The following is a 26,421-nucleotide window of genomic DNA, read 5'->3' as shown; positions in this document are numbered from 1 at the left end:
GCCCGCGTCCCACCCATGACGAACGGACGGCAATGAACCCTGATGTGACGACAGAGCGCACGCCTCTGCCCCTGCCCGCCCTGCTGGCCCGGCGGGCCGACGAGCTGCCCGACACCGTCGCCTACGTCTACCTGCGCAACGGTGAGGAGATCGGCGAGCAGATCACCTACGCCCAGCTGCACGCCGATGTACGGGCGAGGGCCGGTGCCCTCGCGGGACTGGCGGGCGAGCGGCGCGGCGCGGTGCTGATGTACCCCAACGGTCTGGAGTTCATCAGGGTCTGGCTGGCCTGCACCGCGGCCGGTCTCCAGGGAGCCCCGGTCCAGGTTCCGACGCGCCTGCACGCGGCGCGACGGGTGCGGACCATCGCCGACGACGCGCGGACCACGCTGGTGCTCACCACCCGCGAGGTCCGCGACCAGGTCCTCGCGGACTTCGCCGGACTGCCCGAGCTGGACGGCCTGGACATCGTGGCCACCGATGAGCTGCCCGCACCGGCACCCGGCACCGAACTGCCCGTGCCCGAGCTGTCCGACGTGGCCCTGCTGCAGTACACGTCCGGCTCCACCGGGACACCCAAGGGCGTGATGGTCACGCACGCCAACTTCTGGTTCAACGCGGGGGAGACGGACCAGCTGTGGCCGATGGAGGACGACGGAAGCGTCGTCTCCTGGCTGCCGTTCTTCCACGACATGGGCCTCCTGCTGGGCATCGTGCTGCCCCTGTGGGCGGGCAGACCCTCGTACCTGATGGGCCCCGAGGCGTTCATCCGCCGTCCCGGGCGCTGGCTGGAGGCGGTGTCCCGGTTCGGCGGCACGCACTCCTCGGGCCCCAACTTCGCCTACGACCTCTGTGTACGCAGCGACAGCGTGCGCGGGCCGATCGACCTCTCGCGCTGGCGGATGGCCGCCAACGGCGCCGAGCCGGTCCGCGAGCACACGATGGCGGAGTTCATCGGCAAGTACGCCCCCAGTGGCCTGGACAGCCGTGCGCTCTCCCCGAGTTACGGCCTGGCGGAGCACACCTTGAAGGTCACCGGCAGCCCGCCCGACGCCGAACCGGCGCCGCTCGTGCTGGACGCGCGGGCACTGGGCCGGGGCAGGGTGGTCACGGTGGCCGACCGCCGGGACCCGTCCGTGGTGACCAGCACCGTCATGAGCGTCGGCCGCACGGTCGGGGACACCCGGGTACGCATCGTCGACCCGCACACCCGCGGGGAGACGGCACCCGACGAGGTCGGCGAGATATGGGTGTCCGGTCCGTGCGTGACGGCGGGCTACTTCGGGCGCGAGGAGGAGAGCGAGCGGACCTTCCGGGCGCGCATCGCGGGCGCCGAGGCGGGCGGGCCCTACCTGCGCACCGGCGACATGGGCTTCGTGCACGGCGGGGAGCTGTTCATCACCGGCCGCCTGAAGGACCTGATCGTCGTCAAGGGCCGCAACCACTACCCGCAGGACCTGGAGGCCACCGTCGAGGGCAGCCACCCGCTGCTGCGCCCGGCGTCCGCCGCCGCGTTCCCGGTCGACGACGGCACGCGGGAGTCCGTGGTCGTGGTCGTCGAGGGGGACAGCCGGGTGGGCCGGTACTCGAGCGCGCGGAAGGTGACGGACGCCGTGCGGGAGGCGCTGCGCCACCACCACCGCATCGAGGTGGCGGACGTGGTGCTGATCCGCCGCGGGACCCTCCCCAAGACCACTAGCGGCAAGGTGCGCCGTCGGCCGTGCCGTGAGCAGTACCTGGCCGGGACGCTGAAGCGGCTCGCGGTGTCGGCGGACGACGCCTTCACGGGGATCTGACGTTCCCCGGACACTGTGGGGAGGATGCGTGTACATCCCGTTCCCAGGATGTCCGAATATGAAGTCTTCCCGGACGGTCCCGCCGCTACGATCACGGTATGGAACTGCGTCAACTGGAGTACCTCGTAGCGGTGGCCGAAGAGGCCAGCTTTACGAAGGCCGCAGCGCGCGTCTATGTGACCCAGCCCTGTGTGAGTGCGCAGATCAGGCGGCTGGAACGCGAGTTGGGGCAGGACCTGCTCGACCGGGGCGGACGCACGGTCGAACTCACCAGTGTCGGAGCGGCGGTTCTGCCGCACGCACGCGCGGTGCTGGCCGGCGTCGACGGCGTCCGGGACGCCGTGGAGAACGTGTCCGGCGTCGTACGCGGACAGGTGGCCCTCGCCTCCGTGGCGTCCTCCCTCTCCCTAAGACTCCCCGAACTGGTCGCGGACTTCAGCGAGACCTACCCCGACGTGGAGATCTCCCTCGGCGAGGGCAGTACGGAACAGCTGGTCGACGCCGTGCGGGCGGGCCGGATCGATGTCGCCGTCATCGGTGTCGGCATCGGCACCGCTCCGCCCGCGGACCTCGAAACCCTCTTGATAGCCGACGAGTTACTGGTCGGAGCGGTGAGCCACGATCACCCGCTCGCCGGACAGAGCAGCATCACCGTCGACGAGGTCGAGGGCTACGCGCTGATGTGTCTGCCCAGCGGCAGCGCCATGCGCGCCGAGTCCGACGCCGCCTGGGCGGCCGCCGGGATCAAACCCCGGGTGGCCTTCGAGGCGAGCGACCCCCGGGTGCTGGCCCAACTCGCCGCCCAGGGACTGGGGATGGCGATCCTGCCCGAGCGGTTCGTCCTCTCGCAGCCCGACCGGCTGCACCCCGTAGAGATCACCAGCATGCATCTGCGCGGCGGCCTTGCCCTGGCCTGGCGGTCCAGCGGCCGCACGAGTCCGGCGGCCCGGGCCTTCGTGTCACGGGCGCGCACGCGGCTCGGCCGGCCCTGAGGTCCAGCCCGCCGCAGCGAACCACCCGCCCGTCGGCCGTGCCCGCACCGGCCTTCCCCTCTCGACGGAAAGCGCCACGTGAACGTAGTTGATCTCGCGCGACTCCAGTTCGCGGTCACCGCGACGCTGCACTTCCTGTTCGTCGCCCTGACCCTCGGACTCGTCACGGTCGTCGCCGCGACACAGACCCGGGCGATCCGCACCGCCGACCCCGCCCTGCGTGCCACCCGCATGCGCCGGGTGCGTTTCTGGGGTGGCCTCTACGTCGTCAACTACGCGCTCGGCATCGTCAGCGGGCTCACCCAGGAGTTCCAGTTCGGACTGAACTGGTCCGGGCTCTCCCATGTCATGGGCAACGTCGTCGGTGCCCCGCTGGCCATCGAGAGCATCGCCGCGTTCTTCCTCGAATCGACCTTCCTGGGGCTCTGGGCCTTCGGGTTCGACCGCGTGCCGCCCCGCGCCCACCTGGCGCTGATCTGGGGTGTCGCCCTCACCGCGTACGTCTCCACGTTCTGGGTCATGGTGGTCAACGGGTTCATGCAGCGGCCCGTCGGATACGAGATGCGGGGCGGTGTCGCACACGTCACCGACTGGGGTGCGATCCTCACCAACGGGGCCACCTGGTACGCCGTCCTGCACATCGCGGGCGCCGTTGCCCTGCTCGCCGGACTGTTCATGGCCGCCGTCAGCGCCTACCACCTGCGCCGCGATCAGCACACCGAGTTCTTCCGCCCGACCCTGGTCCAGGGCTCGGTCCTCGCGGGCTGCGGCGCGGTCGTCACCTCGGTCGCCGGGACGGTGCAGCTGGGAGCGCTCCAGGACTACCAGCCCGAGAAGTACGCCGTGCTGATGGGCCGGACCGGTGCCGAACTGGACACGGTGCGCGCTGCCGCGGCGGCCCACTACGGCAACGGCGACTGGCTGCCGCCCCTGTGGGTGGGCGGGGCGTCCGTGCTCATGCTCGTACTCGGCGTCGTGCTGGTCCTGCTGGCCTGGGTCCCGGCCACGGCCGCCCGCGGCGGTGCGGTGGGCGAGACACTGGCCCGCCGACGGTTCCGGCTGCGGCTGCCGTCGGTGCTGCTCCTGCTCGGCTTCGTGGCCCTGATCTGCGGCTGGCTCAGCCGTGAGGTCGGTCGGCAGCCATGGATGGTCACCGGCGAACTCACCGTGCACGACGCCGTCGCGGACGTCTCGCCCGGGGGGATGCTGGCCTCGTTCGTCGTGTTCACCCTCGTGCTCACGACCCTGGCCCTCGTCGACTGGACGCTGATGGTCCGCTTCGCGCGGCTCGGACCGGACAAGGGACTGCTCGCCGACGCGGCCCTCTTCCCGGGCACCGAACAGCGCACGGTCCCGCGGGACGGAGACCGGGGGTCATCCGAGGCGGACGTCCACCCCTCCTACTGACTCGCCATGACCGCACACAAGCCAAGCTGACGGGGATTCGACCGTGGATGTCTTCTGGTACGCCCTGCTGGGGTTCCTTCTCGCCGGCTACCTGGCCCTGGAGAGCCTCGACTTCGGCGTCGGGATGCTGCTGCCGTTCGCCGACGAGGAGAGCGACCGCGCACGCCTGCGGCGCACCATCGTGCCCCTCTTCCTCGCGAACGAGGTGTGGCTGGTCGCGTTCGGCGGACTCCTCTTCGGGGCCCTGCCCGTGGCGGAGGGGGAACTGCTGCAGGCGCTGCGGCTGCCCTTCCTCGCGGTGCTGTGCGCGTGGTTCCTGCGCGATGCCGCGCTGTGGTTCCGTACGGCGCACGAGGGCGTCCGTTGGCGTCGGACCTGGGACATCGTGCTGGCGGCCGCCAGCTTCGTCCTCGCGGCCGGTTGGGGAGCCGTCCTCGGCATGCTGGTCCGGGGCCTGTCCATCGGGTCCCACGGGCACGCCGTGGCCGCGGCGGGCGATCTGTTCCACCCCTTCACGCTGCTCTGCGCATGTCTGGCCGTCGCCGGAAGCCTGCGTCAGGGCTCGCTCTTCGCCGCCCGCGGCCTGCCGGAGGGCAGCTCGCCGCGGGCCGCGCTGGGCCGAGTGACCCGGGTGTCGACACCGGTCCTGCTCCTGCTGTCCGTGCTCGTCGCCGCCTTCGGCGTCATGGCCACCCCCGCGCCCGCGACGGTGGCCGCCATCGCGCTGCTCGCCTGCGCCGCTGTGTACGCCTCCGACCGCGTCCAGGCGACCGGCCGTACCGGCCTGGCGCTGCTGCTGGGTGCCGCACCGCTGGTGGCCCTGCCCGCCCTGGTCGGCGCGGCGAACGGCACCACGGTGCTGGCCACCCGCACGGGCGGCAACAGCCTGGCCCTGTCCGGCGCGATCGCCGACTCCGCCTCCCTCACGTTGCTGGCGGTGATCGTCCTGCCCGCACTGGTCCTGGTGGCCGCGGGCCAGCTGTGGTTCTGGCGGGTGTTCACGGGTGCGGGAGTTCAGCGACCGTAAGCCACGGTTATTCGGAATCTGACATTCGCGCGGCGACAGCGGCCGAGCCGGTGGCACAGGGGAACCACTATTAAGGGCCGGTAAATCATAGGGGGGTGGAGGTCAGGGGTTTGTGAGCCCGCACTCGGCGTGTAGCGTGAGGAATGCGATGGCCGTGCCGAGTGTGCACGACTGGGAGGGGGATCGGGATGGGAATAGGGGCGGTAATTCCAGACCCTGCGGTTATTCCAGAAACCGGAATCCGTGGCCGTGTGGCCGAATTGCATTCCGTGCGCGAGCAGGTCCTCGCGGGTCCCAGTGAGAAGGCGACCGAGGCGCAGCATGCCAAGGGCAAGCTGACGGCTCGGGAGCGTATCGAGCTGCTTCTCGACCCGGATTCTTTCCAGGAGGTCGAGCAGCTGCGTCGGCACCGCGCCACCGGCTTCGGTCTGGAGGCGAAGAAGCCGTACACCGACGGTGTCATCACCGGCTGGGGCACGGTGGAGGGCCGTACGGTCTTCGTCTACGCCCACGATTTCCGTATCTTCGGCGGCGCGCTGGGCGAGGCGCATGCGACGAAGATCCACAAGATCATGGACATGGCCATCGCGGCCGGTGCTCCGCTGGTGTCGCTGAACGACGGCGCGGGTGCCCGTATCCAGGAGGGCGTCTCGGCGCTGGCCGGGTACGGCGGTATCTTCCAGCGCAACACCAGGGCGTCGGGTGTCATCCCGCAGATCTCGGTGATGCTCGGCCCGTGTGCGGGCGGCGCGGCCTACAGTCCGGCGCTCACCGACTTCGTGTTCATGGTCCGTGAGACCTCGCAGATGTTCATCACCGGCCCGGACGTCGTCAAGGCGGTCACCGGTGAGGAGATCACCCAGAACGGCCTGGGCGGCGCGGACGTGCACGCCGAGACCTCGGGTGTCTCGCACTTCGCGTACGACGACGAGGAGACCTGCATCGGCGAGGTGCGCTACCTCCTGTCGCTGCTGCCGCAGAACAACCGGGAGAACCCGCCGCGGGTGGAGTCCTCCGACCCCGCCGACCGGCGCGGCGATGTCCTGCTGGATCTGGTCCCGGCGGACGGCAACCGGCCCTACGACATGACCAAGGTGATCGAGGAGCTCGTCGACGACGGCGACTACCTCGAGGTCCACGAGCGCTGGGCCCGCAACATCATCTGCGCGCTGGGCCGCTTGGACGGCCAGGTCGTCGGCATCATCGCCAACCAGCCCCAGGTCCTCGCGGGTGTCCTGGACATCGAGGCGTCGGAGAAGGCCGCACGGTTCGTGCAGATGTGCGACGCCTTCAACATCCCGATCATCACGCTGCTGGACGTGCCGGGCTTCCTGCCGGGCGTGGACCAGGAGCACGGGGGGATCATCCGGCACGGCGCGAAGCTGCTGTACGCGTACTGCAACGCGACCGTGCCGCGGATCTCGCTGATCCTGCGCAAGGCGTACGGGGGTGCGTACATCGTGATGGACAGCCACTCCATCGGCGCCGACCTGACCTACGCGTGGCCGACCAACGAGATCGCGGTGATGGGTGCCGAGGGCGCGGCCAACGTCATCTTCCGCCGTCAGATCGCCGACGCCGAGGACCCCGAGGCGATGCGGCAGAAGATGGTCAAGGAGTACAAGGCCGAGCTGATGCACCCCTACTACGCGGCCGAGCGCGGCCTGGTCGACGACGTGATCGACCCCGCCGAAACCCGCGAGGTGCTGATCCGCTCGCTCGCCATGCTGCGCACCAAGCACGCCGACCTGCCCTCCCGCAAGCACGGCAACCCGCCTCAGTAGAGCGCTGGTTCACGCGACGAAGGACGAGAGGAGTGATCCGTTCCATGGACATGACCGCTGCCGAGGACGTGCTGTGCATCGAGAAGGGCCATGCCGAACCGGAGGAGGTCGCGGCTGTCACCGCGGTCCTGCTGGCCTGTGTGGCAGCCCGGGCCGCCGTCGCCCCGGACGAGCCGCCCCAGAGGGCCGACTGGCGCAACAGGGGCTTCAAGGCTCCGCACAGTTGGCGGGGTTGAGCCGGGCTGCGGCCTCATATGCCGACGAGCCGCCGGTCCGGCGCCGTACGCCGACGCGGGGTGCGGTACCCGGTCATGGCGGGTCCGCGGTACGGGTCGGCAGGACAGGCGGTGTCCGCGGCGCGGGGCCGGGCGGGCCGTGAGCGAAAGCCGGGGAGTGCGAGCAGCACCGGCGGCCGCGTCCAGTCCTCCTGACGCAGGACCACGTCGACGCGCGTCCGGTCGTCGGCGCCGATGCGCACCGGGCCGACCGTGCCCACGAGCAGCGGGGAGTCCCCCCACTGATCGCTCGACGGCCGGGCGCTGAGCGTCGCGGCGTGCAGGTACCAGGTTCCCGGCGGTACGTCCGTCAGCCGGAAGGGGCCGCCCCCGTCGAGCCTTGTCCAGGCCGCGGGCTGCCCCTGGAAGAGCGGGCTGTCGAACAGGCCGATGTGCAGGGGGGATCGCGAGGCTCCCAGCACGCGGGCCGTCCCGGTCACCGACCCGAGGGGCCCGCTTTCGGCGGCGAGGGGCGTGATGCGAGGGTACTCACCCGTGCCGTCCCGCCCGATCCGCCGGTACTCGGTGGGGGAGAGGCCGACGGAGGCCGTGAAACGCCGCGAGAAGGTACTGGCGCTGCCGTACCCCACCTGCGCCGAGATGTCGGCCACGCTGGCGGAGGTGTGGACGAGGAGGGGCTTGGCCGCGTGCAGCCGGACGGCGCTCAGGAAGCGGCCCGGTGTCACCCCGGTCGTGCGCTGGAACACTCTGATGAAATAGAACTTGCTCATCATCGCCGATCTGGCTAAATCATCGAGTGCCAGCGGCTCATGATATTTTTGGTGAATGGTCGCGATGGCGCGCCGGGCGTAATGCTCCATGAATTCCGCACTCCTTGAACCTGAATCGACGACGACGAGGAAGACGATAAGGAATGGGTGGGCGGCCGTCAGTGTGCCGCGGATCTGAAACGGCATCGCGAAAGCGCACCCGTGTGAAGGCGGAGCAAGGCTCGCCGCAGGTGCTGCTCAGGCGGAGAGGTGTCGCGGGAGTGTGCCGCGCACCTGTTCACGGGACTGACGGTCCCTACTGTTCAGCCGGTGCGAAAACTCTGTCGGCGCTTTCGCGCAGCAGCCGGCCGATGCGAAATCTGGTTGATCAACCAGGGAGAGTGGGCGGACTTCATCTCGCCCGGTACGGCTCACCACGCCGAAGTCGTTCTTGCAAACGCTTGTGCTCGTCCTTGGACACGCGGCAACCCCCGTTGCAATCTGTCACGACTGGTTGGAGCCTCGCACACGAGCCGCGTCGAGGCAACCGGCAAATCACCCTGGGTGGATGTCTTGGCCACGCCCTGGGGCAGGGAACTTTTTCTCCTCCGCGCACCGGCAGTTGAGCAATCTGGGCGATGACATCGGTGGGGCCCGGACAGCAGGCTGAGGGGGCCGATCAGAGGACTCGCGACCTCCCCGGGAGACGCCGCGCGGCTGTCGAACCACCCCGCCGCGGCGCACCGCGCGAGGCGGTGTTCGGCCCTTGCCTTCTCTCCGACGCTGGCCAACCCGAGGATCGTATCGATCATGACCAGTCACCAAGTGCAGTTGCTGTTCCTGGATTTCGGACTGATTCTGCTGCTCGCCCGGGGCCTGGGCGCCCTGGCCGCCCGTATCGGCCAGCCGCCCGTGGTCGGCGAGATCGTCGCCGGTGTCATCCTGGGCCCCACGCTGCTCGGCGGCCTGCTCGCCGACCGGCTCTTCCCCGCCGACGTACGGCCGTTGCTGGGGGCGCTGGCGAACATCGGCGTCGCCGTGTTCATGTTCGTCGTCGGACTCGAACTCGAACACCGTTTCCTGCGGGGCCGGATCAACATCACCGTCGGAGCGGCCGTGGGCTCCACCCTGGTGCCGTTCCTCCTCGGCATCCCCCTCGCCCTCTTCCTGCTGCGCCACCACCCGGCCGAGCAGCGTGCGGCCTTCGTGGTGTTCATCGGCCTGTCCGTGTCCGTGACCGCGTTCCCCGTCCTCGCGCGCATCCTGGTCAGCCGTGGCATGTCCCGGCTGGCGATCGGGGGGCTCGCGCTGGCCACCGCCGCCGTCGTCGACGTCGTCGCCTGGTCGGCACTGGCCGGTGTGCAGGCGGTCGTCGGCGGCGCCGACAGCTATTGGCAGGTCGCCCTGCTCATCCCGTTCGCACTGGTCCTGCTGGCCCTGCGCCCCCTGCTGAAGCGGGTCCTCACGTACGGCGGTTCCGGGAGCGGCCTCACCCCGACGGGGCTGGCCGTCGTGATGGTCGGCATCTTCCTGTCCGGCGCGGCGACCGAGCTGATGGGGATGCACTACATCTTCGGCACCTTCCTGTTCGGCGCGCTGATGCCCCGCGAGGGCACGGAGGCGGTGCGCGAGCAGATCTGTGCGCGCACCGGCGAGATCACCTCGCTGCTGCTGCCCGTCTACTTCGTGGTCGCGGGCCTCAAGGTCGACCTGCGCGGCGTGGGGCTCGAAGGGCTCACCGAGCTGGCCGTCATCCTGCTCGTCGCCATCGGCGGCAAGTTCGGCGGTACGTATCTGGGCGCCCGGTCGCAGGGCCTCACCGCCGAGGACTCGGGAACCCTGGCGGCGCTGATGAACACACGGGGCCTGACCGAGCTGGTCATCCTCGGGGTCGGGCTGGAACTCGGGCTGCTGGACGGCCCGCTGTACTCCCTCATGGTTGTCATGGCCCTGGTGACCACGGCCATGACCGGGCCGCTGCTGAACCTGATCCGTGCCAGGAGTGCCCGGCGGGAGCTCGCCGCCGTGCCCGACCTCGGCGCCGTCGGCGACGTGGCCGGGGAGGACGCGGGCAGCCCCGAACGAGGCAGCCGTGCCACTGGCTGAACAGGCCCGTCCTCTCGCCGAACTGGCGGCCGCCCTCGCCGATGTCACCCAGGGCGGGGGCGGCGTCACCGTCGTCAGCGGCGGCGTCGGCTGCGGGCGCACGGAACTCCTCCACGCGCTGCGGTCGGTGGCGGTCCGGGCCGGATACGCCGTCCTGCGAGCCGCGGGCTCCCGTCCCGAGCGGGACACGCAGGGCGGCGTGCTCGGCCAACTGCTGCGGTACGCCGACCTCCCCGAAGGCCATCGCGACGCCCTGGCCCGGTGCTTGTTCTCCCCGGGCGCCGACGGCTCCGTCCGGTGGCCGCCCGACCAGGCGACCGGCGCGGCCCTGCGTGAACTGACCGCGGTGCTGCTGCGGATCGCCGAGCGGGTGCCGGTCCTGCTCTGCGTCGACGACCTCGACCTCGCCGACGCCCTTTCCCTGCACTGGATCAGCCGTCTCGTGCCCCATCTGCGGGCGGCGCGCGTCCTCTTGGTCGTCGCCGAGTGCACGACGATGCGGCCCACCCACCCGCGGTCGCACGCCGAGCTGCGCCGCCACCCCCGCTACCGGCAGGTCGTCCTCGAAGGCATCGCCCCCGGCGACATGGCCACCGTGCTCGCCGACTCCCTGGGCGGCGCGGCGGCTCGGACACCGTCGGCGGACTGCTACCGCGTCACCGGCGGCAACCCCCTGCTCCTGCGGGCGCTCGTGACCGACCAGAAGCACGCCGAGGCCACCTCGGCAGGCACCCCGGCGCCCGGGCCCGTCGTCGCCCGCGCCTACGGGGACGCGGTGCTGGCCCTCCTCCACCGGGCCGGACCGACCGCCCTGGCGCTGGCGCAGGTCCTCGCCGTACTCGACGAAGCGGACACGCACCCCGGCCTTACGGCCCGGCTCCTCCAGGAGCAGCCCGCCGCGGTCACCGACTGGTGCCGGGATCTGGCGGCGGCCGGACTCCTCGACGGCACACGGCTCCGCCATCCCGTGGGACGCGCGGCGGTCCTGCGGAGCCTGGACGCACCCGCCCGCCGGGCCCTGCACCGCCGCGCCGCCGAGCTGCTCCACGCGGCGGGGGCCGACGCCCCGCGGATCACCCCGCACCTGCTCGCGGCCGCACCCGTCGACGAACCCTGGGCCCCGGCCGTACTCGACGAGGCCGCGCGGCGCCATCTGGCGGCCGACCGGCTCCTGGAGGCGCGGGACTGCTTCGGCGCCGCCCTGGCGGTCTGCCACGACGAGGGCGAACGCACGGCTCTGGGCGCCCGGTTGGCCGCCACGGCCCGGCTGCTGGACCCCGCGCTCGGCACCCGGCACATCGCGGACCTCGCGGCCGTGCTGGACGGCGATCTGCTGCCCGGCCGTCACGCCCTGGCCCTGGCCCGGCACCTGCTGTGGCACGGCCGTTTCGACGAGGCCGCCACGGTCGTCCGGCGGGCGGCGGAGCAGGCGGAGAGGCCGGGCGCGGACCCGGCGGCCGGAGCGGAGGTCCACGCCACCCGCCATCTCCTGGCGACGATCCATCCACCGGTGCTGGTGCCCGCTGACGGTACCGGCGGCGATCCCCGGGTCCGGGCGGCGGCGGCACTGTCCGAGGTGCTCGCCCGCGGCCCCTCCGCGTCGGCCGTGGCCGCCGCGGAGGCGGCACTCCGGGGCATGCGGCTGGGCAGGAGCACCTCGGAATGGATCGTGTGCGCCGTGACGGCCCTGCTGTACGCCGAGCGGATCGAGTCCGCCGACCGGTGGTGCCGACACTGGCTGGCCGAGGCCCGCACCCGCAAGGTCCCCCTGTGGGAGGCGGAGCTGTCCTCCCTGCTGGCCGGTATCCGGCGCCGCCAGGGCGATCCCGCCGCGGCGCGCGACCTCGCCGAGGCGGCTCTGACGCGGGTGCCGGTGGAGAGCTGGGGGGTGACGATCGGTCAGCCCCTGTCCCATCTCGTCGAGGCCGCCACGGACTCGGGAGACCATCTGGCCGCCGAGGAACACCTCGCCGTGCCCGTACCGGACGCGGTGTACGACACCCGGTTCGGGCTGCACCTGCTGCACGCCCGCGGTCGCCACCTGCTGGAGACCGGACGGGCCGACGAGGCGCTCGAGGACTTCACGGCCTGCGCGGACCTCATGCGCCGTTGGGGATGCGATCAGCCCGCCCTCGCGCCCTGGCGGACCGGGGCGGCCCGCGCCCACCTGGCCTGGGGCGACCCGACCACCGCCCGTGCCCTCGCCCAGGAGCAGCTCGGCATGGCCGGACCGCTGCCCACCCGGACGCGCGGGCTCACCCTGCGGGTGCTCGCGGACACCGAGTACGGCACCGAACGCATCGGCCTGCTGACCGAGGCCGTCGCCGTCCTGCGCACCGCGGGCGATCCCCTCCAGACCGCCGGGGCCCTGGCCGACCTCGCCCGCGACCACCTCCATGCGGGCCGCACCGGCCGCGCCCGGACGGGCCTCGCCACGGCCGCCCGGCTCGCCGGGCGGTGCGGTGCGGGACCGCTGGCGGCCGCCCTGGCGGCGGAGGCGGAGACACTGGCGCGACGCGGCCCGGCCGACCGGACAGCCGTGGCCGGTCCGCTCAGTGCCGCCGAGCGGCGGGTGGCCTTCCTCGCGGCGGACGGACACACGAACAAGGAGATCGCGTGGCGCCTGCGCATCACGGTCAGCACGGTGGAGCAGCACCTCACCCGGATCTTCCGCAAACTCGGAGTCCGGGCCCGCCGGGACCTCGCGCCCGCGCTCGCGCCCGACGCCGCGCGGCCGGTGCCCACCCCAGGCGACGCCGCCCCCGCCGGGCGTCGGCCTACGGAATGAGCCATGTCCGGGTCCGGTCCCGATGTGTAGTGTGGGTAGACGTGAAGGCGGAGAATCTCAGGGGCAATCTGGAAGGCATGCTGCTGTCGGTGCTGGAGCCCGGCACCCAGCACGGATACGCCGTGATCGAGGAACTCAAGCGGCGCAGCGGCGATGCCATCAACCTCCCCACCGGGACGGTCTATCCGGCGCTGCACCGGCTCGAGGCCGCCGGCCTGGTCGGCAGTGAGTGGGCCGTCCACAACGGCCGCCGTCGCCGCAACTACTTCCTCACCCCGGCCGGACGCCGTGCCCTGGCCGACAAGCGGACGGCATGGCAGGAGATCTCCTCCGTCATCTCCGTCGTCCTGGGGGGATAGGCGTGGCGCAGGCCGCCGTACTGCGGCGTTACACGGACAACGTCGCGGAGCGGTTGGTCGGACCGGACTCGCGCCGCTCGGCCATCATCGACGAGGTGCTGGACGGCCTCCAGTGCGTGGTGGAGTGCAACGTGGACGACGGCGCCGACCACGAGGAGGCGGCGCACCGTGCCGTCCGGGAGTGGGGCCCGGCGTCCGAGGTCGCCCGTGCCTACAACGACGCCACTCTGCGCATCAGCGCCAACCAGTTGTCCGTCCAGACGATGTGCGCCCTGCCGCTGCTCGCCGCCGCCTGGGCGTCCGCGCTCCTCGGGGGCCCGGCCGCGCCCTGGCCGTACCATCCGCCGCTGCTGCTGATGGGCCTGGCGATGGTGGCCTTCGGCTGCGTGCTGTCCCTGGCGGGCGCGTTCTCCGGGCTCCGCAAGGGCATCGGGCTGGCCGCGGCGGTCGACCGGCGCGACCAGATGGTCATCACGGGGACGCTCGCGGGCCTCATCGGGCTGCTCACCGTGCTCGGGGCCCTGACCCTGCTGCTGCTCAACCGGGGCCTGAGTCATCCGGAGTCCCTGGACTGGCCCATGGTCACCATCCCCGCCACGCTGACCCTGCTGGCGGGGGCGTATTTCGGTACGGCGCTGAAGCGTTTCGTGTCCTTCCTGCGCGGGGTGGCCTCCCCGTAACACCGGCACCACGAGAGCCCCCGACTACTGACTGTTCATCAGAGAACAGTCACCGGGGGCTCTTTCGCGTATTCCGGAATGTGTTGCGCCGTCTCGATCACCGGGCTAGCTTGTCCTTCGGCATGTGTAGCGTGACTACACAGTAGTGTCCCTATAGGAGGGGTTACCTTGGAGCGCATGACTCGATGGGTGCTCTCCCATCGGCTGCCCGTCGTCCTGTTCTGGGTGGTGCTGACCCTGACCGGAGGGGCACTCGCCGGAAGCACGATCGACAAGCTCTCGTACGAGTCGAGGCTCCCTGACAAGCAGTCACAGGCCGCCAACGACGCCTTGGCGCAGCGCTTCTCGGGGACCGGCGGCAAGAACGCCCCGCTGCTGCTCGTGGTGACCGTGCCTGAGGGCACGAGCGTCGACAGCACCGACGTACGTGAGCAGTGGGGCGCGCTGGTCGGCAAGGTCACTCCGCGGGGCGGCCGCAGCGTCTCCTACGCGGACCCCGGCGGCGAGTCCCTGGTCTCGAAGGACCAGCGCACCACGGTCGCGCTGGTCTACCCGCCCGCCAACCGGTCCAACGCCCCGTACGCCGAGTCCCTCCCGGGCATCCAGGCCGCGGTCGCGCAGGCGAAGATCGCCGGGGCCCCGGTCGAGCTGACCGGCCAGCCGGTGCTCTCCGGCCGGGACAGCGGAGCGGCCCGCAGCCCGATCTACGAGACCCTGATCGGAGCCCTCGGGGCCCTGGTCGTCCTGGCCCTGGTCTTCGCCAGCGGACTGGCCGTCGTGCCGCTGCTGATGGCCGCGGTCGCCATCCCCACCACGTTCTTGCTGGTGCGCGGCATCACCGGCGTCACCGATGTCTCCTTCATCGTGCAGTTCCTGGTGGCGCTCATCGGGCTCGGCATCGCGATCGACTACGCGCTGCTCATCGTCACCCGCTGGCGCGAGGAGCGGCAGAAGCCCGGCTCCGACGGCGCCGACCCCGCCGCGCGCCGCGAGGCGGTCGTACGGGCCGTCGCCAGCGCCGGTCGCGCGGTCGTGCTCAGCGGCGCCACGGTGGCGATCTCGCTGGCCGCGCTCGTGGTCCTGCCGGTGCCGTTCCTGCGCAGCGTGGGATACGCCGGGCTGCTGATCCCGCTGGTCAGCGTCGCCATCGCGGTCACCCTGCTGCCCGTCATGCTGTACTCCCTGGGCGACAAGCTCGACCGGCCGCGCCGGACCCACCGCCCGGACAGCAAGCTGTGGGGCCGGATCGCCGGACTCACCACCCGCCGTCCCGCCCTGTGCGCCGTGCTCAGCGGAGCGGTGCTGCTCGCCGTCGCCGCGCCGGTGCTCGCCCTGCGCCTCGGGCAGCCCGCCACCGTGACGCTGGCCCAGGGAGGCAAGCCCGCCGCCGCGTTCCAGCGGATCGTCGACGCGGGCTTCGGCGAGGGCATCGCCCGCCCCCTCGAGGTCACCGTGGACGCGGGCGGCGCCGACGCCCTGCACGGCAAGCTCGCCGCTCTCGACGGCGTGGCCGGTTCCGCCGCCCCGGGGGAGTGGACCGGCGGCGGACAGCGCGTCATCGACGTGTGGACCAAGGCCGATCCGTCCAGCAGCGACGGCCGCGACACGGTCACCGAGGTCATGGACCTCGCCCAGGACACCCCCGGCGCCCTGGCCGGTGGCGGCCCCGCCACGGACGTGGACTTCATCGACGCCGTCTACGGATCACTCGGGCTCATCCTGGTCTTCGTCGCCCTGCTCACCTTCGTGGTGCTCGCCCGGACGCTGCACTCGGTCGTCCTCCCCATCAAGGCCCTGATCCTCAACGCGCTGTCCACCTGCGCGGCCTACGGCGTGATCGTCCTCGTCTGGCAGAAGGGCTACGGCAGCGAGGCGCTGTTCGACACCCCGGCGATCGGGGCGGTGACCATCTGGATTCCCATGGCGGTCTTCGCCTTCCTCTTCGGGCTGTCCATGGACTACGAGGTGTTCATCCTCCACCGCATCCGCGAGACGCACCTGGAGCTGACCGCCGAGGGCGAGCGCGACACCGTCGTCCCGTCCGTCGTGACCGGCATCAGCCGCACCGGACGCCTGGTCACCTCCGCGGCGCTCATCCTCTTCCTGGCCTTCACCGCGCTGGCCAGCATTCCGATCACCGACGTGAAGGTGTTCGCCACCGCTCTGGCGGCGGGCATCGTCATCGACGCCACCGTGGTCCGGGGCCTCCTCACCCCGGCGCTGGTCACCCTTCTCGGGCGGGCCAACTGGTGGTTCCCGCGCCCCTTGGCCCGGGTGCTCGTCACCACCCCCGAACGAGCACCCGGGCCGAGGACCCGCCCCGCCGGAGACGACACGGCAGGGCACGAGGGGCAGGTGGCGGGAGCGTCCGCCACGGCCCCCACCACGCAGGCCGGACCGCAGAGCCGCGCCTGACGAGTGCGGGCCACCGCGCTCCGGCGCGGTGGCTTGCACGCGCTTTCTCACCGCTTCATCGGCGTGGGCCAGGGTGGTCGGGCGGGCGCCGACATCAGCGCGGCGCCGCGACGGACGAGTGCGAAGGGAACCGACAGTGTCCACACACAGGCCCAGCCACGACGTGGTGATCCTGGGATCGGGAATCGCCGGAGCCACCCTCGGCGCGGTACTGGCCCGCAGCGGGGCCAAGGTGCTCATCGCCGACGCGGGCACCCACCCCCGCTTCGCGGTGGGGGAGTCCATGATTCCCCAGCTCGTCGCCTGGCTCCAGGTCCTCGCCGCACGCTACGACGTGCCCGAGTTCGAGGCCCTCACCGACGTCACGACCATCAACGAGAAGGTGAGCAACACCTTCGGCCGCAAGCAGCACTTCGGTTTCATGCTGCACCGGCCGGGCCAGGAGCCCGACCCGGCCGAAGCGCACCAGTTCGTCATCCCCGACGCGCTGACCTCCGCGAGCCACCTCTTCCGCCAGGACAGCGACGCCTACCTGCTGCGCGTCGCCGTCCAGCACGGCTGCGACACGCGCCAGCAGTGGCGGGCCGAGAAGATCGACTTCGACGACGACGGCGTCACCGTGACCGGCACCGACGGGCACGAGGTCCGGGCCCGCTACCTGGTGGACGCGAGCGGCTTCCGCTCCCCGCTGGCCGACCACCTCGGCCTGCGCGAGCAGCCCGCCCGGTTCGACCACCACTCCCGGTCCCTGTTCACGCACATGATCGGCGTCACGCCGTTCGACGACGTGCTGGACGTGCCCGAGGAGAGCCGGCCGCCGGTGCCCTGGCACAACGGCACCATGCACCACCTCTTCGACCGGGGCTGGTTCTGGATCATCCCGTTCGACAACCATGAACTCTCCCGCAACCCGATCTGCAGTGTCGGCGTCACGCTCGACCCGCGGCTGTACCCCAAGCCGGAGGACATCGGTCCCGAGGAGGAGTTCGCGCGGCTGCTGAGCAGGTTCCCGGCCGTGGAGCGGCAGTTCACCGGGGCGAGGAAGGTGCGCGAGTGGGTGTCCACCGGCCGCCTGCAGTACTCGTCCAGCAAGACCGTGGGTGAGCGCTGGTGTCTGATGTCGCACGCCGCCGGGTTCCTGGACCCGCTGTACTCGCGCGGCATGTCCAACACCTTCGAGATCATCCACGCCCTCGCCCCGCGGCTCCTCGCCGCGCTCGCGGACGACGACTTCTCCGAGAAGCGCTTCCAGTACGTCGAGGAGCTGGAACAGGGGCTGCTCGACTACAACGACATCCTCGTCAACTGCTCGTTCATCGCCTTCTCGCACTTCCGCCTCTGGGACGCCGTGTTCCGCGTCTGGGGCAGCGGCAACACCCCCGGCACCCTGCGGATCAACAACGCGCTGCGCAAGTTCCGCGCGGACCGCGACGCGAGCGTCTTCGACGCCCTGGAGAAGGTGCCGCACACCGGCCTCTGGTGGCCCGACAGCGACGGCTTCAAGGCGCTGCTCGACGGTACGGCGACGGCCTGCGCGCGGTACGAGGCCGGGGAGATCGACGGGGACCGGGCGGCGGACATCATCCTGGACCTCATCGAGAAGTCCGAGGCGGTGCACCCCGGGTTCGGCTGGAAGGACGTCGACCAGCGGTTCATCCACCCGGACCGCGGCCAGATCGCGGACTTCCTCCAGTGGGCCGCGCGGTCGCCGGTCCCGGCGCTGAGCACCGTCGGCCGGGAGAGTCTCGAGGCGTTGCGCGCGGCCGGCGCACCGGCCGCCCCCTTGGTGGAGGGAAGCCGGTGACGGACCTCGCACCGGACGCGCGACCGAGCACGCAAGAGGCCAACAAGGCTCTCGCCCGCCGCTGGTTCGACGAAGGGTGGAGCCGCGGGATGCTCGACGTCGCCGACCAGATCTTCGCCCCGGACTTCCTGCTGGGGGGCCGGGCGGTCGGCCCCGCGGGCCCCAAGGAGAGTGTGCGGTCGCGGCGGACCGCGTTCTCCGGGCTCACGGTCGAGGTGAAACTGCAGGTGGCCGAGGGCCCCTGGGTGACGAGCTGGTACACGACGCGTGGAACGCACGTGGGGGAGTTCGCCGGTATCGCGCCCACCGGACGCGTGATCTCCTCGGACGGAATCCAGCTGTGGCGGGTGGAGAACGGGCGGGTGGTGGAGGACCGGAACATCTTCGACGTGACACGGGTCCTCGCCCAACTGCGGTCGCCGGAAGGGCAACCCCCGGGACCGGCGCCGTTCGCTACACACCCGAATGGATGATGTTGTTCTCGTACGCGAAGATCACGGCGTGTACGCGGTTGCGCAGGCGGAGCTTCTCCATCGCCCGCTGGATGTGGGACTTCACGGTGCTCTGGCTCAGTGCCAGCTCCGCCGAGATCTCCGCGTTGCTGAAGCCGCGGGTCACGAGGTGGAAGACCTCGACCTCCCGGTCCGTCAGCGTCTCGAGCGGCGAGCCCCGTGACTCCTCCCGGGCGCGCGGGATGAGCAGGGACCGGCCCGTGGCCATGATGCGGACGGCGGCGGCGAGTTCCTCGGCGCTGCTGCCACTGCCCAGCACGCCCTTCACACCGGCCTGGAGCACATGATCCGCTGCGGTGTCCACGTCGTCGATCAGGAGGAGCGCGTTGGCCGCGGGCAGCGACGAGCGGGCCCCGGACAGCGACTGCACGATGTCCAGGGCCCGTTCGGTGTCCTGATGCATATGGACCACGACCACGTCAGGACGCAGCTCCTGGTACAGCGCGGCCGCGGTCTCGCAGTCCTGGGCGGTGCCGACCACTCTCAGATCCGGGCAGCCGTCGAGAATGGTGTGCTGCCCCGTCAGCGAGATGGGATGGGAATCGATCACTAGGACACTGATGTTCGCCGTCACTGTCTTTGGTCTCCCCCGAGATCATGTCTTGCGCAATGGCGCGTCAGAATAGCCTGCTCGCGGTGGCGGACGCCGCCTGAATCCGGACGGTTCGCCACGCGTGAGGCGCCGGGGATCTCTGCCCTGAGGACGGTGGCCGCACCATGTGCGGACACCCGCTCCGGCACCGGACACCGGCCCCGGAGCGGGTGTTCACCGTCCGCTCACTTCTTGCGGCCGATCACCGCCGTCGTCAGGGCGGGCAGCCGCACGGTGCGTTCGACCGAGAAGCCCGCGTCCGTCATCCACCGGCCGCACTCGGCCGGGGCGAAGCCGCTCGCCTGCGCGGACTGCAGCATCATGATGAGGCTGAGCATCAGACCCTGAGGGTCCCGCCGCTCGTCGTCGAGCATCGTGTCGTACACGATCAGCCATCCGTCGTCATGGACGGCGTCGTACGCCTTGCGCAGCAAGGTCGCCCGCTGCTCCGTCGGCCAGTCGTGCAGGACGCTGCCGAGGATCACCACATCCGCGCGCGGCAGATCGACCTGGAAGAAGTCGGCGCCGACGTAACGCAGTCGGTCCGCCACACCCCGCTCGGCCACCAGGCGGTCGAAGTGCTCCGCCATGGACGGCCGGTCCAGCACGGTGCCGGTCAGCCCCGGATGGGCAGCGGCCAGGTGCGCCGCCAGGTTGCCGCGGGCGCCGCCGACATCGCTGAACGTCGCGACACCGGACCAGTCGAAGACGCGGGCCAGCTCCTTCCCGACGGCTCCGCTGAAGCTGTCCATGGCGGAGAGGAACTGCCGCAGTCGGGCCGGGTCGTGGAAGATCTTCGTGAACGGGACCTCCCCGTCGGCTCCCTGATCGCGAGCCGTACCGCCGCGCAGCATCCCGGTGAAGGACTCCGGGTCGCGGCCCATGAGTTCGGTGGTCATACGCAGGAAGCCGCCCACGAAGTCCTCGCGGTCCGGCAGCAGATGGCGGAGCGTGCCCGGGCTGTTGCGGTACCGGCCGTCCTCCCGGACCAGCAGGCCGATGGCGGCCAGCGCGTCGAGGAAGTCCCGGGCGCCCCGCGCGTGCAGACCTGTGCGGTCGGCCAGCTCCGTGGCGTCGAGCGAGCCGTCGCCCAGTACGGAGAAGACCCCGAGGTCCATCGCCGCGGTCAGGAGCCTGCTCCGGAAGAAGGACCATCCGGTGAACATGACGTCGAAGGGGTCTTCCAGCGGTGTCGTCATGACTGTCGCACCTCGTTCACCGACGCGGCGTCCTGCTCCGCACGGGCCTCCCCGGGGGCTCCCGTACGTGGGGCCGGAGCCGGAACACGCACGTCACGCCGCCCGATTCTCGACCGCAGCCACCGCTCGGCCGGGCGCTCGAAGAACTGGTACATCAGCCCGCACGCCGTAATGCTGATGACAAGAGCGAGTGCCGCCCAGCCCGCATTTGCCCAGCTCGCCTCGGCGGGGCGCATGTAGTATTCCATGATGCTCTTCCGGTCGAATACCGCGGAGGAAATCTCGAAAAGCACGGTGAAGTGCAGAAGATAGAATGCGTACGACCATTCGCCGAGCGCGCGCATCGGCTTCGCCCGCAGCCACGAGGTCCGTCCCGAGAGGTCCCGCTGCGCCACGGCGACCACCACGAGCGCGTACAGCGGGGCGGTGACCTGGGGCAGGGCGTCGTAGAGGCTGACCAGGCGCCAGGTCTCGAACCGCAGCACCCACAGCACGAAGAAGCCCGCGGCGAGCAGGGCGGTGGCCGAGGTGGCGCTGAGCGGCAGGCGCCAGCCCTTGCGCAGGGCGGTCGCCGCGACCACACCGAGCAGGAACTCCCAGACGCGCGCGATCGGGGAGTACATGCCGAAGATCATGCCGTCCACACCGGTGAACGACGGGGGCAGCTGGAGGGGATAAGCCTCCCAGAGCCACACCTTGATGCCCCAGCCCACCAGCACCAGCGTCACGGCCGCGCAGCCGAGCCAGCGCGGTGACCGGCGCGCCAGGAGCCTCGCGACGAACGGGAAGATCGCGTAGAAGAACGCCTCGCAGGCCAGCGACCAGGTGACCGGGTTCGTGCTGCCCAGGATGTAACCGGGCACCCATGCCTGGTACACCAGGACCGCGGAGAGCGCCATCAGCGTCAGTGACCTGCTCTGGCCCGGCTGCGCGTCGGGGAGTTGCAGGAACAGCGGGATCAGCACGGCCACCAGCAGCATCGGCCAGACGCGGGCGAACCGGCGGCCGTAGAACGGTCCCACCCGGTCGCCGTCCTGGTAGGTCCAGGTGAGGACGAAGCCGGACAGGACGAAGAAGAACGTCACACCGGACGAGCCCAGGCTCAGCACCGGCTTCGCGTCGGGCAGCGGCAGCAGGGTGCCGACGTGCGAGAGGAAGACGGCGAGCGCCGCGATCCAGCGCAGGCCGGTGAGGGAGTGCAGCCGGCCGGCCGGACCGGCGTCGGGTGCCCGGGACGGTGATTCCCGCTTGAGCGCGGACGAACTCATGGAAACGACACCAGCCATTTCGACGGGGACGGGATGCGGGCGGCGGACAGGAGAAGCCCAGCCAATCGTGCTGCAGCATTTCATCACCGGCCGATGAACCCTCGCTTAAGCCGGAATAAACCTGCCCTGCGGAAGGTGGCCCGGACTATTCCGTCCGCTGGCTCGTCACCCGAGTGGGCCGCTAATGTGTCGGCAGGTATCGAGTCGAATTCTCAAGAGATTTGAGGAATGTCATGCGGCGATTTCCGTACGCCTCGGCCATGGTGACCGGGGCGTCGAGCGGGATCGGCGAGGGGTTCGCCAGACTCCTGGCCCAGGAGGGTGTCGACCTCGTCCTTGTGGCGAGGCGGGGCGAGCTGCTGAAGCAGCTCGCGAGCGAGCTTGAGACCGCGCACGGGGTGACCGCCGAGGTGCTCGTGCTCGACCTCACCGACGAGAGCCAGCTCGCGGTGGCCGAGCGGCGGCTCACCGATCCCGAGCGGCCCGTGGAACTGCTGGTGAACAACGCCGGTTCGAGCGGCTCCGGTTACTTCGCGGAGCTGCCCGCGGAGCGTGAGCTGCACACGGCGATCCTCAACGCGATCGTCCCGCTGAGACTGACCCGCGCCTGCCTGCCGGGCATGATCGCGCGCCACGGCGGCGGCATCGTGAACGTCTCCTCGCTCGTCGCCGTCCTGCCCAAGCCCCGCTCCGCGACGTACGCCGCGTCCAAGGCGTTCCTGTCGTCGCTGGGCGAGAGCCTGGCCATGGAGGTCGCCCGGCACGGCGTCCATGTGACCACCGTCCACACGGGCCTGACCCGCTCCGGCTTCCACGCCGCGGCCGGGGTGTCGGCCGACGCACTGCCCAAGATCAAGTGGCTGACGGCCGAGCAGGTGGCCCGCGCGGGCCTGGACGCGGTGGCGGCGGGCGAGCCGTCCACGGTGCCGGGGCTCGCCTACCGCATCCGGCTCCCCCTCATGCGGGCCATGCCGCGGTCGGTGGTCCGTGCCATCACCCGACGTGTCCACGAAAGGTGACCGGCATGAGCAGGCGGCACTCCCTCTCCCGCAAGCACAAGGTCCGCAACAACGTCGTCATCCTCTTCCACCGGCTCGGACTGCCCTTCGGGCCCATGCACCTGCTGACGGTCCCCGGCCGCGCCAGCGGCCTGCCCCGCACCAATCCGGTCGCCCCGGTGGTCGTCGACGGCATCCACTACCTCCTCCAGGCGTACCCCGAGGCCGACTGGGTCAAGAACGCCCGCGCCGCGGGCCACGGGGTACTGACCCGCGGCCGCCGGGCCCGGCAGGTGGACCTGGTCGAGCTGCCCGTCGCGGAACGGGGCCGCGTCCTGCGGGAGTTCCCCGGCCAGGTCCCGCGCGGCGTCGACGCGTTCCTGCGCAACGGGCTGGTCGAGTCGGCCTCCCCGGACGACTTCGAGGCGGCCGCGGCCCGCTGTCCCGTCTTCCGCGCCGAGCCCCGCCGGTCCTGAGGCGCTACGAAGGAGCGGGCGGCACCCACGGACTCCGTGGGTGCCGCCCGCTTCCTCGTGCTTCAGTGCGGCAGTGCCATCTCCACGTCCGGCTCGGCCGGCAGCGGTACGCCGTGCACGTCGACGCCGGTCGTCAGATAGCGCAGCTCGTCGGGGCCGTCGTGCCGCAGCCAGGTCGCCATCCGCCGCAGATCGTCACCCATCGGGTAGACGAAGCGGCAGTCGGCGTCGCGGATGCCGAGGTGGTCCAGCACGACCGGCGAGGACGCCACCGTCTTCATCAGCTCGACGCCCGCGTCGGCGGCGGTGCGCTCGCCTCGGTCGACCGCCTCGCACACCCGCACCATGTCGTCGAACAGCGCCTTGTAGCCGTGCGATCCGGGCACCGGAAGGCCCGGGTAGGCCGCCTCCTCCATCGCGCGGAGCACGCCGTCGTCGCCCGACCCGATGAAGCGCTCGGTGAACCGGTCGAAGCGCAGGTTGATCGGCACCTCGGCCGCGCACCAGATGCGGTACACGGCGTTCCAGAGCGTGTGGTCCTGGAACGAGACGAACGAACAGTTGACGAGCTCGTCGTTGTACCGGATCAACCCCTGCTGGAGTTCGTCGATGTACCGGAAGCGCTCCTCGTCGAAGTCGTTCTCCGCCAGCGCGTCGAGCAGCCGCCACGCCAGCGAGTTGACCACCTCGCCGGTGTTGGTGAGGCCGCGCGAATAGAGGGGGTCGATGAAGCCGGCCGCGTGCGACATCAGGCACCAGCGGTGGCCCACCGTCTTCGTCGAGGTGTACTGGATCCGGTCGGCCGACACCCACGGCCGTACGGTACGGGCGTCCGCGAACAGCCGCTCCACTGCGGGGAAGCGTGCCGCGAAGCCGCGGAACTCCTCCTCCGGGGTGATGTCCTGGTTCCTCGGGTACATCCGCTCGTCCAGCGTGAGCCCCACGCTGACCAGGGGGTTCTTCGAGCCCGGGTAGTTGTTGAAGGGGATCGACCAGAACCAGCCGCGGTCGAAGATGTGGTGCATCGTGCCCTCGACCCAGGGGATCGGCGGCGCGTCCTCCGGTCCCACGCGCAGGCATTCGTCGGTCGGACGCACGCCCAGCATGTGGGTGAACATGGAACGGGAGTGGTGCTTGAGGGCCTCCGGCCCCTTGCGCAGTCCGAGTTTCCCGGCGATGGGGGAGCGGAACCCGCTGGCGTCCACCAGGTAGCGGCCCTCGTACCGCTCGCCTCCCTGGCCGACCACGGCGACGTGGTCCTCGGCCAGTTCGATGTCCTCCACCCGGAACGCCTGGCGGACGTCGCAGCCGTAGCGGATGGCCGCGTGGAAGAGGTACGCGTCGGTGTCCTGGCGGAACAGGTGACCGGTCTGCAGCGCCTTGGACGGCGGGCTGAACTGCAGGAACTCGGCCGGGTCGGGCTCCTTGCCCTCCTCGTGCCGGATGAAGCCGAAGTGCCGCTTCGTGCCGGACGTCGGCGCGATGTCGTCACGGATGCCGTCGGAGGACGTCAGCGACTCCAGCTCGGGGATGCCGTAGCGGCGGGCGAGCAGCCGGAACGCCTTCAGGGTGTAGAGCGTCGTGGACTCGCCCACGGCGAAGCGGGGGTGGGTGCCACCGTCGAGGAGGAGGACGGACACACCCTGTTTGGCGAGGATGGCGCCCAGGGTCGACCCGGCGATCCCGGAACCCAGAATGATCACGTCATGCCGCCGGGGCGGCGCGGCGAGCCGCAGGTTGCCGCGGTGGCCGGAGGGCTGTGCGGGCATGGTGTCCTCCTCAGCCCTGCGCCCTGGCGGGAACACCCGGGCGGCCGTGCGGCCCGGCCGGAGGGCCCGCCACGTCGCCGCGCGCGCCCGGCTGCGGCATGAAGCCGCGCATCTCGTTGTCGTTGGCGAGCTGCTGCATCTTCTCCCAGTCCGGCATGCCGCCGCCGGAGACCAGCTCGGACAGGCCGATGAAGAAGTTCTCCACACCGCCGGGCGTCGCGATCACCAGCAACTGGCCGGCTTCGTCACCGACGTTGAGGAAGCGGTGCGGCACCCCGCGCGGCCCGTAGATCACGGTGCCCTCGGTGATGGTCTCGGTGACCCCGCCGATCTCGAACTCGTACGTGCCCTTGTTCACGAAGAACGCCTCGTCGGCGCTCTCGTGGACGTGCAGCGGCGGACCACTGCCGGGCTGTGTCGTGATCTGGTAGAAGCTGTACAGGCCGCCCGTGTCCTCCTTGCGGAGCAGGAAGCGACCCTCCTCACCGAACCAGCAGACGGGCTCGACATCGTCGCGTTTGACGACTTTCCGCTCGGTCTTCGACATGGTGCGTTCCTTTCGCTCGGATCGTCCTCGGACGGACGGCGGCCGGGTGACAGACAATCAGCGGCCGCAAAGGGGGAGATAAAGACAGGGCAAACCCAAGACGGTCAGGCGAGCGCCGTGCCGCCGTCGGCGACCAGACAGCTGCCCGTGAGGTACGACGCCCGGTCCGAGGCGAGGAACGCGATGACCTCGGCGATGTCCTCGGGGGTCCCGTTGCGCCGCAGCGCGGCCCGTTCGGCGGCGGCCCGGCGTGCCTCCTCGGGGATGAAGCGGGCGAGTTCGGTGAGGATGAGGTTCGGCTCCACCGCGTTGACGCGCACCCCGTGCGGGCCCGCCTCCAGCGCGAGCGTGCGTACGGCGGCCTCCACCCCCGCCTTGGCCACGGCCAGCGGCAGGAAGCGCGGGGCGGGCCGACGGGCGAGGGACGCGCCGACCGCCACCACCGAGCCGCTGCCCCGGGCGGTCATGTCGGGCAGCACGGCGCGCGCGGTCAGGAACAGCGCCTTGAGCTGTTGGCCGACCACGTGCTCCAGGTCCTCCCAGGCCAGGTCCGCCGCGGGGGCTATGCGTGCCTCGTGGGCGCCCAGGCCCGCGGCGTTGAGCACCAGGACGTCGATCGGGCCCAGCCCGGCTCGGACGGCCGCGACCAGGGCGGCCGTTCCGTCGGGGTCGGTGACGTCGCCCTGGACGGCCATGGCCTCGCCGCCCCGCCGCCGGATCGCGGCCACGACGTCCTCGGCGCGGTCCGCGCTTTTGTGGTAGTTCACCGCGACGCGGGCTCCCCGGGCCGCGAGGATGCGGGCAGTGGCCGCGCCGATGCCGCGTGCGGCTCCGGTGACCAGGGCCACCCGGCCCGCGAACTCCGCGGTCTCGGGGGCGGATTCGAGCGCCTCGCGCTCCTCGTGTGCCGGATTCAC

At 71.2% G+C, this 26,421-nt stretch carries 22 protein-coding genes; 15 read left to right on the top strand and 7 right to left on the bottom strand.

Features of this window, described 5'->3' with window-relative positions; translation table 11 throughout:
- Nucleotides 1-44: 44 nt before the first annotated feature.
- The 6 genes from ACI2LY_RS04265 (at nt 45) to ACI2LY_RS04240 (ending at nt 7,242) form a co-directional block, all read left to right on the top strand.
- Nucleotides 45-1,796 (top strand): fatty acyl-AMP ligase, encoded by a 1,752-nt coding sequence (locus ACI2LY_RS04265; protein ID WP_404705779.1) that lies wholly within the window; start codon nt 45-47, stop codon nt 1,794-1,796.
- Nucleotides 1,797-1,894: 98 nt separating this feature from the next.
- Nucleotides 1,895-2,788 (top strand): LysR family transcriptional regulator, encoded by an 894-nt coding sequence (locus tag ACI2LY_RS04260; protein ID WP_404705778.1) that lies wholly within the window; start codon nt 1,895-1,897, stop codon nt 2,786-2,788.
- Nucleotides 2,789-2,866: 78 nt separating this feature from the next.
- Nucleotides 2,867-4,195, top strand: coding sequence for a cytochrome ubiquinol oxidase subunit I (locus ACI2LY_RS04255; protein ID WP_404705777.1), 1,329 nt, complete (start codon nt 2,867-2,869; stop codon nt 4,193-4,195).
- Between the two features lie 43 nt (nt 4,196-4,238).
- Entirely contained in the window at nt 4,239-5,222 is a 984-nt protein-coding gene (locus ACI2LY_RS04250; RefSeq protein WP_404705776.1) for a cytochrome d ubiquinol oxidase subunit II, read from the top strand.
- 188 nt (nt 5,223-5,410) lie between these two features.
- Nucleotides 5,411-7,006: an acyl-CoA carboxylase subunit beta gene (locus tag ACI2LY_RS04245; RefSeq protein WP_404705775.1), complete on the top strand. Its 1,596-nt coding sequence runs from the start codon at nt 5,411-5,413 to the stop codon at nt 7,004-7,006.
- Between the two features lie 44 nt (nt 7,007-7,050).
- A complete protein-coding gene (locus ACI2LY_RS04240; RefSeq protein WP_404705774.1) occupies nt 7,051-7,242 on the top strand; it encodes an acyl-CoA carboxylase subunit epsilon in 192 nt (63 codons plus the stop codon).
- 14 nt (nt 7,243-7,256) lie between these two features.
- On the opposite strand, the gene ACI2LY_RS04235 is transcribed toward ACI2LY_RS04240, so the two are convergent.
- The gene (locus tag ACI2LY_RS04235) at nt 7,257-8,198 is read right to left on the bottom strand and encodes a helix-turn-helix domain-containing protein (protein ID WP_404705773.1); all 942 of its coding nucleotides are present in this window, start codon (nt 8,196-8,198) and stop codon (nt 7,257-7,259) included.
- A gap of 603 nt (nt 8,199-8,801) precedes the next feature.
- On the opposite strand from ACI2LY_RS04235, the gene ACI2LY_RS04230 reads away from it, so the two are divergent.
- The 7 genes from ACI2LY_RS04230 (at nt 8,802) to ACI2LY_RS04200 (ending at nt 18,616) form a co-directional block, all read left to right on the top strand.
- Nucleotides 8,802-10,097 carry a cation:proton antiporter gene (locus ACI2LY_RS04230; RefSeq protein ID WP_404705772.1) on the top strand — a complete coding sequence of 432 codons (1,296 nt, stop codon included), beginning with the start codon at nt 8,802-8,804 and terminating at the stop codon, nt 10,095-10,097.
- Nucleotides 10,084-12,885, top strand: a complete 2,802-nt coding sequence (locus tag ACI2LY_RS04225; RefSeq protein WP_404705771.1) for a LuxR C-terminal-related transcriptional regulator — start codon at nt 10,084-10,086, stop codon at nt 12,883-12,885. The genes ACI2LY_RS04230 and ACI2LY_RS04225 overlap by 14 nt, the downstream gene beginning before the upstream one ends.
- Before the next feature lie 41 nt (nt 12,886-12,926).
- On the top strand, nt 12,927-13,244 hold the full coding sequence (locus tag ACI2LY_RS04220; protein ID WP_389005882.1) for a PadR family transcriptional regulator: 318 nt from the start codon (nt 12,927-12,929) through the stop codon (nt 13,242-13,244).
- A 2-nt stretch (nt 13,245-13,246) separates the two neighbouring features.
- The gene (locus ACI2LY_RS04215) at nt 13,247-13,924 is read left to right on the top strand and encodes a hypothetical protein (protein WP_404705770.1); all 678 of its coding nucleotides are present in this window, start codon (nt 13,247-13,249) and stop codon (nt 13,922-13,924) included.
- A 177-nt stretch (nt 13,925-14,101) separates the two neighbouring features.
- Entirely contained in the window at nt 14,102-16,339 is a 2,238-nt protein-coding gene (locus ACI2LY_RS04210) for an MMPL family transporter (RefSeq protein ID WP_404705769.1), read from the top strand.
- A gap of 136 nt (nt 16,340-16,475) precedes the next feature.
- Nucleotides 16,476-18,143, top strand: a complete 1,668-nt coding sequence (locus tag ACI2LY_RS04205) for an NAD(P)/FAD-dependent oxidoreductase (RefSeq protein ID WP_404705768.1) — start codon at nt 16,476-16,478, stop codon at nt 18,141-18,143.
- Entirely contained in the window at nt 18,140-18,616 is a 477-nt protein-coding gene (locus ACI2LY_RS04200; protein ID WP_404705767.1) for an ester cyclase, read from the top strand. The genes ACI2LY_RS04205 and ACI2LY_RS04200 overlap by 4 nt, the downstream gene beginning before the upstream one ends.
- On the opposite strand, the gene ACI2LY_RS04195 is transcribed toward ACI2LY_RS04200, so the two are convergent.
- The 3 genes from ACI2LY_RS04195 to ACI2LY_RS04185 form a co-directional block, all read right to left on the bottom strand.
- Nucleotides 18,597-19,205 (bottom strand): response regulator transcription factor, encoded by a 609-nt coding sequence (locus tag ACI2LY_RS04195; protein WP_404705766.1) that lies wholly within the window; start codon nt 19,203-19,205, stop codon nt 18,597-18,599. The genes ACI2LY_RS04200 and ACI2LY_RS04195 overlap by 20 nt on opposite strands.
- A 227-nt stretch (nt 19,206-19,432) precedes the next feature.
- Complete coding sequence (locus tag ACI2LY_RS04190) at nt 19,433-20,446, bottom strand: methyltransferase (protein ID WP_404705765.1); 1,014 nt, start codon at nt 20,444-20,446, stop codon at nt 19,433-19,435.
- Nucleotides 20,443-21,714: an acyltransferase family protein gene (locus tag ACI2LY_RS04185; protein ID WP_404705764.1), complete on the bottom strand. Its 1,272-nt coding sequence runs from the start codon at nt 21,712-21,714 to the stop codon at nt 20,443-20,445. The genes ACI2LY_RS04190 and ACI2LY_RS04185 overlap by 4 nt, the downstream gene beginning before the upstream one ends.
- Before the next feature lie 233 nt (nt 21,715-21,947).
- Here ACI2LY_RS04185 and ACI2LY_RS04180 point away from each other — a divergent pair, with 233 nt between their 5' ends.
- Together ACI2LY_RS04180 and ACI2LY_RS04175 are read left to right on the top strand one after the other, a co-directional pair.
- Nucleotides 21,948-22,733 carry an SDR family NAD(P)-dependent oxidoreductase gene (locus tag ACI2LY_RS04180; RefSeq protein ID WP_404705763.1) on the top strand — a complete coding sequence of 262 codons (786 nt, stop codon included), beginning with the start codon at nt 21,948-21,950 and terminating at the stop codon, nt 22,731-22,733.
- 5 nt (nt 22,734-22,738) lie between these two features.
- A complete protein-coding gene (locus ACI2LY_RS04175) occupies nt 22,739-23,188 on the top strand; it encodes a nitroreductase family deazaflavin-dependent oxidoreductase (RefSeq protein ID WP_404705762.1) in 450 nt (149 codons plus the stop codon).
- A 62-nt stretch (nt 23,189-23,250) separates the two neighbouring features.
- On the opposite strand, the gene ACI2LY_RS04170 is transcribed toward ACI2LY_RS04175, so the two are convergent.
- From ACI2LY_RS04170 to ACI2LY_RS04160, 3 genes are all read right to left on the bottom strand, one after another.
- Entirely contained in the window at nt 23,251-24,957 is a 1,707-nt protein-coding gene (locus ACI2LY_RS04170; RefSeq protein WP_404705761.1) for a tryptophan 7-halogenase, read from the bottom strand.
- A 10-nt stretch (nt 24,958-24,967) separates the two neighbouring features.
- Nucleotides 24,968-25,504 carry a cupin domain-containing protein gene (locus ACI2LY_RS04165; RefSeq protein ID WP_404705760.1) on the bottom strand — a complete coding sequence of 179 codons (537 nt, stop codon included), beginning with the start codon at nt 25,502-25,504 and terminating at the stop codon, nt 24,968-24,970.
- Between the two features lie 104 nt (nt 25,505-25,608).
- Complete coding sequence (locus ACI2LY_RS04160; protein WP_404705759.1) at nt 25,609-26,421, bottom strand: SDR family NAD(P)-dependent oxidoreductase; 813 nt, start codon at nt 26,419-26,421, stop codon at nt 25,609-25,611.

The sequence above is a fragment of the Streptomyces sp. NPDC002176 genome (genome assembly GCF_044903645.1).
Classification (GTDB): domain Bacteria; phylum Actinomycetota; class Actinomycetes; order Streptomycetales; family Streptomycetaceae; genus Streptomyces.
Note: the sequence above shows the minus strand (reverse complement) of the source record. Positions and strands in the feature narration are given on the sequence as shown.

Excerpts from the sequence above, each read along its gene's own strand:
- ACI2LY_RS04260 (WP_404705778.1), top strand. The coding sequence starts at position 1,895 with ATGGAACTGCGTCAACTGGAGTACCTCGTAGCGGTGGCCGAAGAGGCC.
- ACI2LY_RS04245 (WP_404705775.1), top strand. The coding sequence starts at position 5,411 with ATGGGAATAGGGGCGGTAATTCCAGACCCTGCGGTTATTCCAGAAACC.
- ACI2LY_RS04240 (WP_404705774.1), top strand. The coding sequence starts at position 7,051 with ATGGACATGACCGCTGCCGAGGACGTGCTGTGCATCGAGAAGGGCCAT.
- ACI2LY_RS04235 (WP_404705773.1), bottom strand. The coding sequence starts at position 8,198 with ATGCCGTTTCAGATCCGCGGCACACTGACGGCCGCCCACCCATTCCTT.
- ACI2LY_RS04230 (WP_404705772.1), top strand. The coding sequence starts at position 8,802 with ATGACCAGTCACCAAGTGCAGTTGCTGTTCCTGGATTTCGGACTGATT.
- ACI2LY_RS04210 (WP_404705769.1), top strand. The coding sequence starts at position 14,102 with ATGACTCGATGGGTGCTCTCCCATCGGCTGCCCGTCGTCCTGTTCTGG.
- ACI2LY_RS04190 (WP_404705765.1), bottom strand. The coding sequence starts at position 20,446 with ATGACGACACCGCTGGAAGACCCCTTCGACGTCATGTTCACCGGATGG.
- ACI2LY_RS04185 (WP_404705764.1), bottom strand. The coding sequence starts at position 21,714 with ATGAGTTCGTCCGCGCTCAAGCGGGAATCACCGTCCCGGGCACCCGAC.
- ACI2LY_RS04180 (WP_404705763.1), top strand. The coding sequence starts at position 21,948 with ATGCGGCGATTTCCGTACGCCTCGGCCATGGTGACCGGGGCGTCGAGC.
- ACI2LY_RS04175 (WP_404705762.1), top strand. The coding sequence starts at position 22,739 with ATGAGCAGGCGGCACTCCCTCTCCCGCAAGCACAAGGTCCGCAACAAC.
- ACI2LY_RS04170 (WP_404705761.1), bottom strand. The coding sequence starts at position 24,957 with ATGCCCGCACAGCCCTCCGGCCACCGCGGCAACCTGCGGCTCGCCGCG.
- ACI2LY_RS04165 (WP_404705760.1), bottom strand. The coding sequence starts at position 25,504 with ATGTCGAAGACCGAGCGGAAAGTCGTCAAACGCGACGATGTCGAGCCC.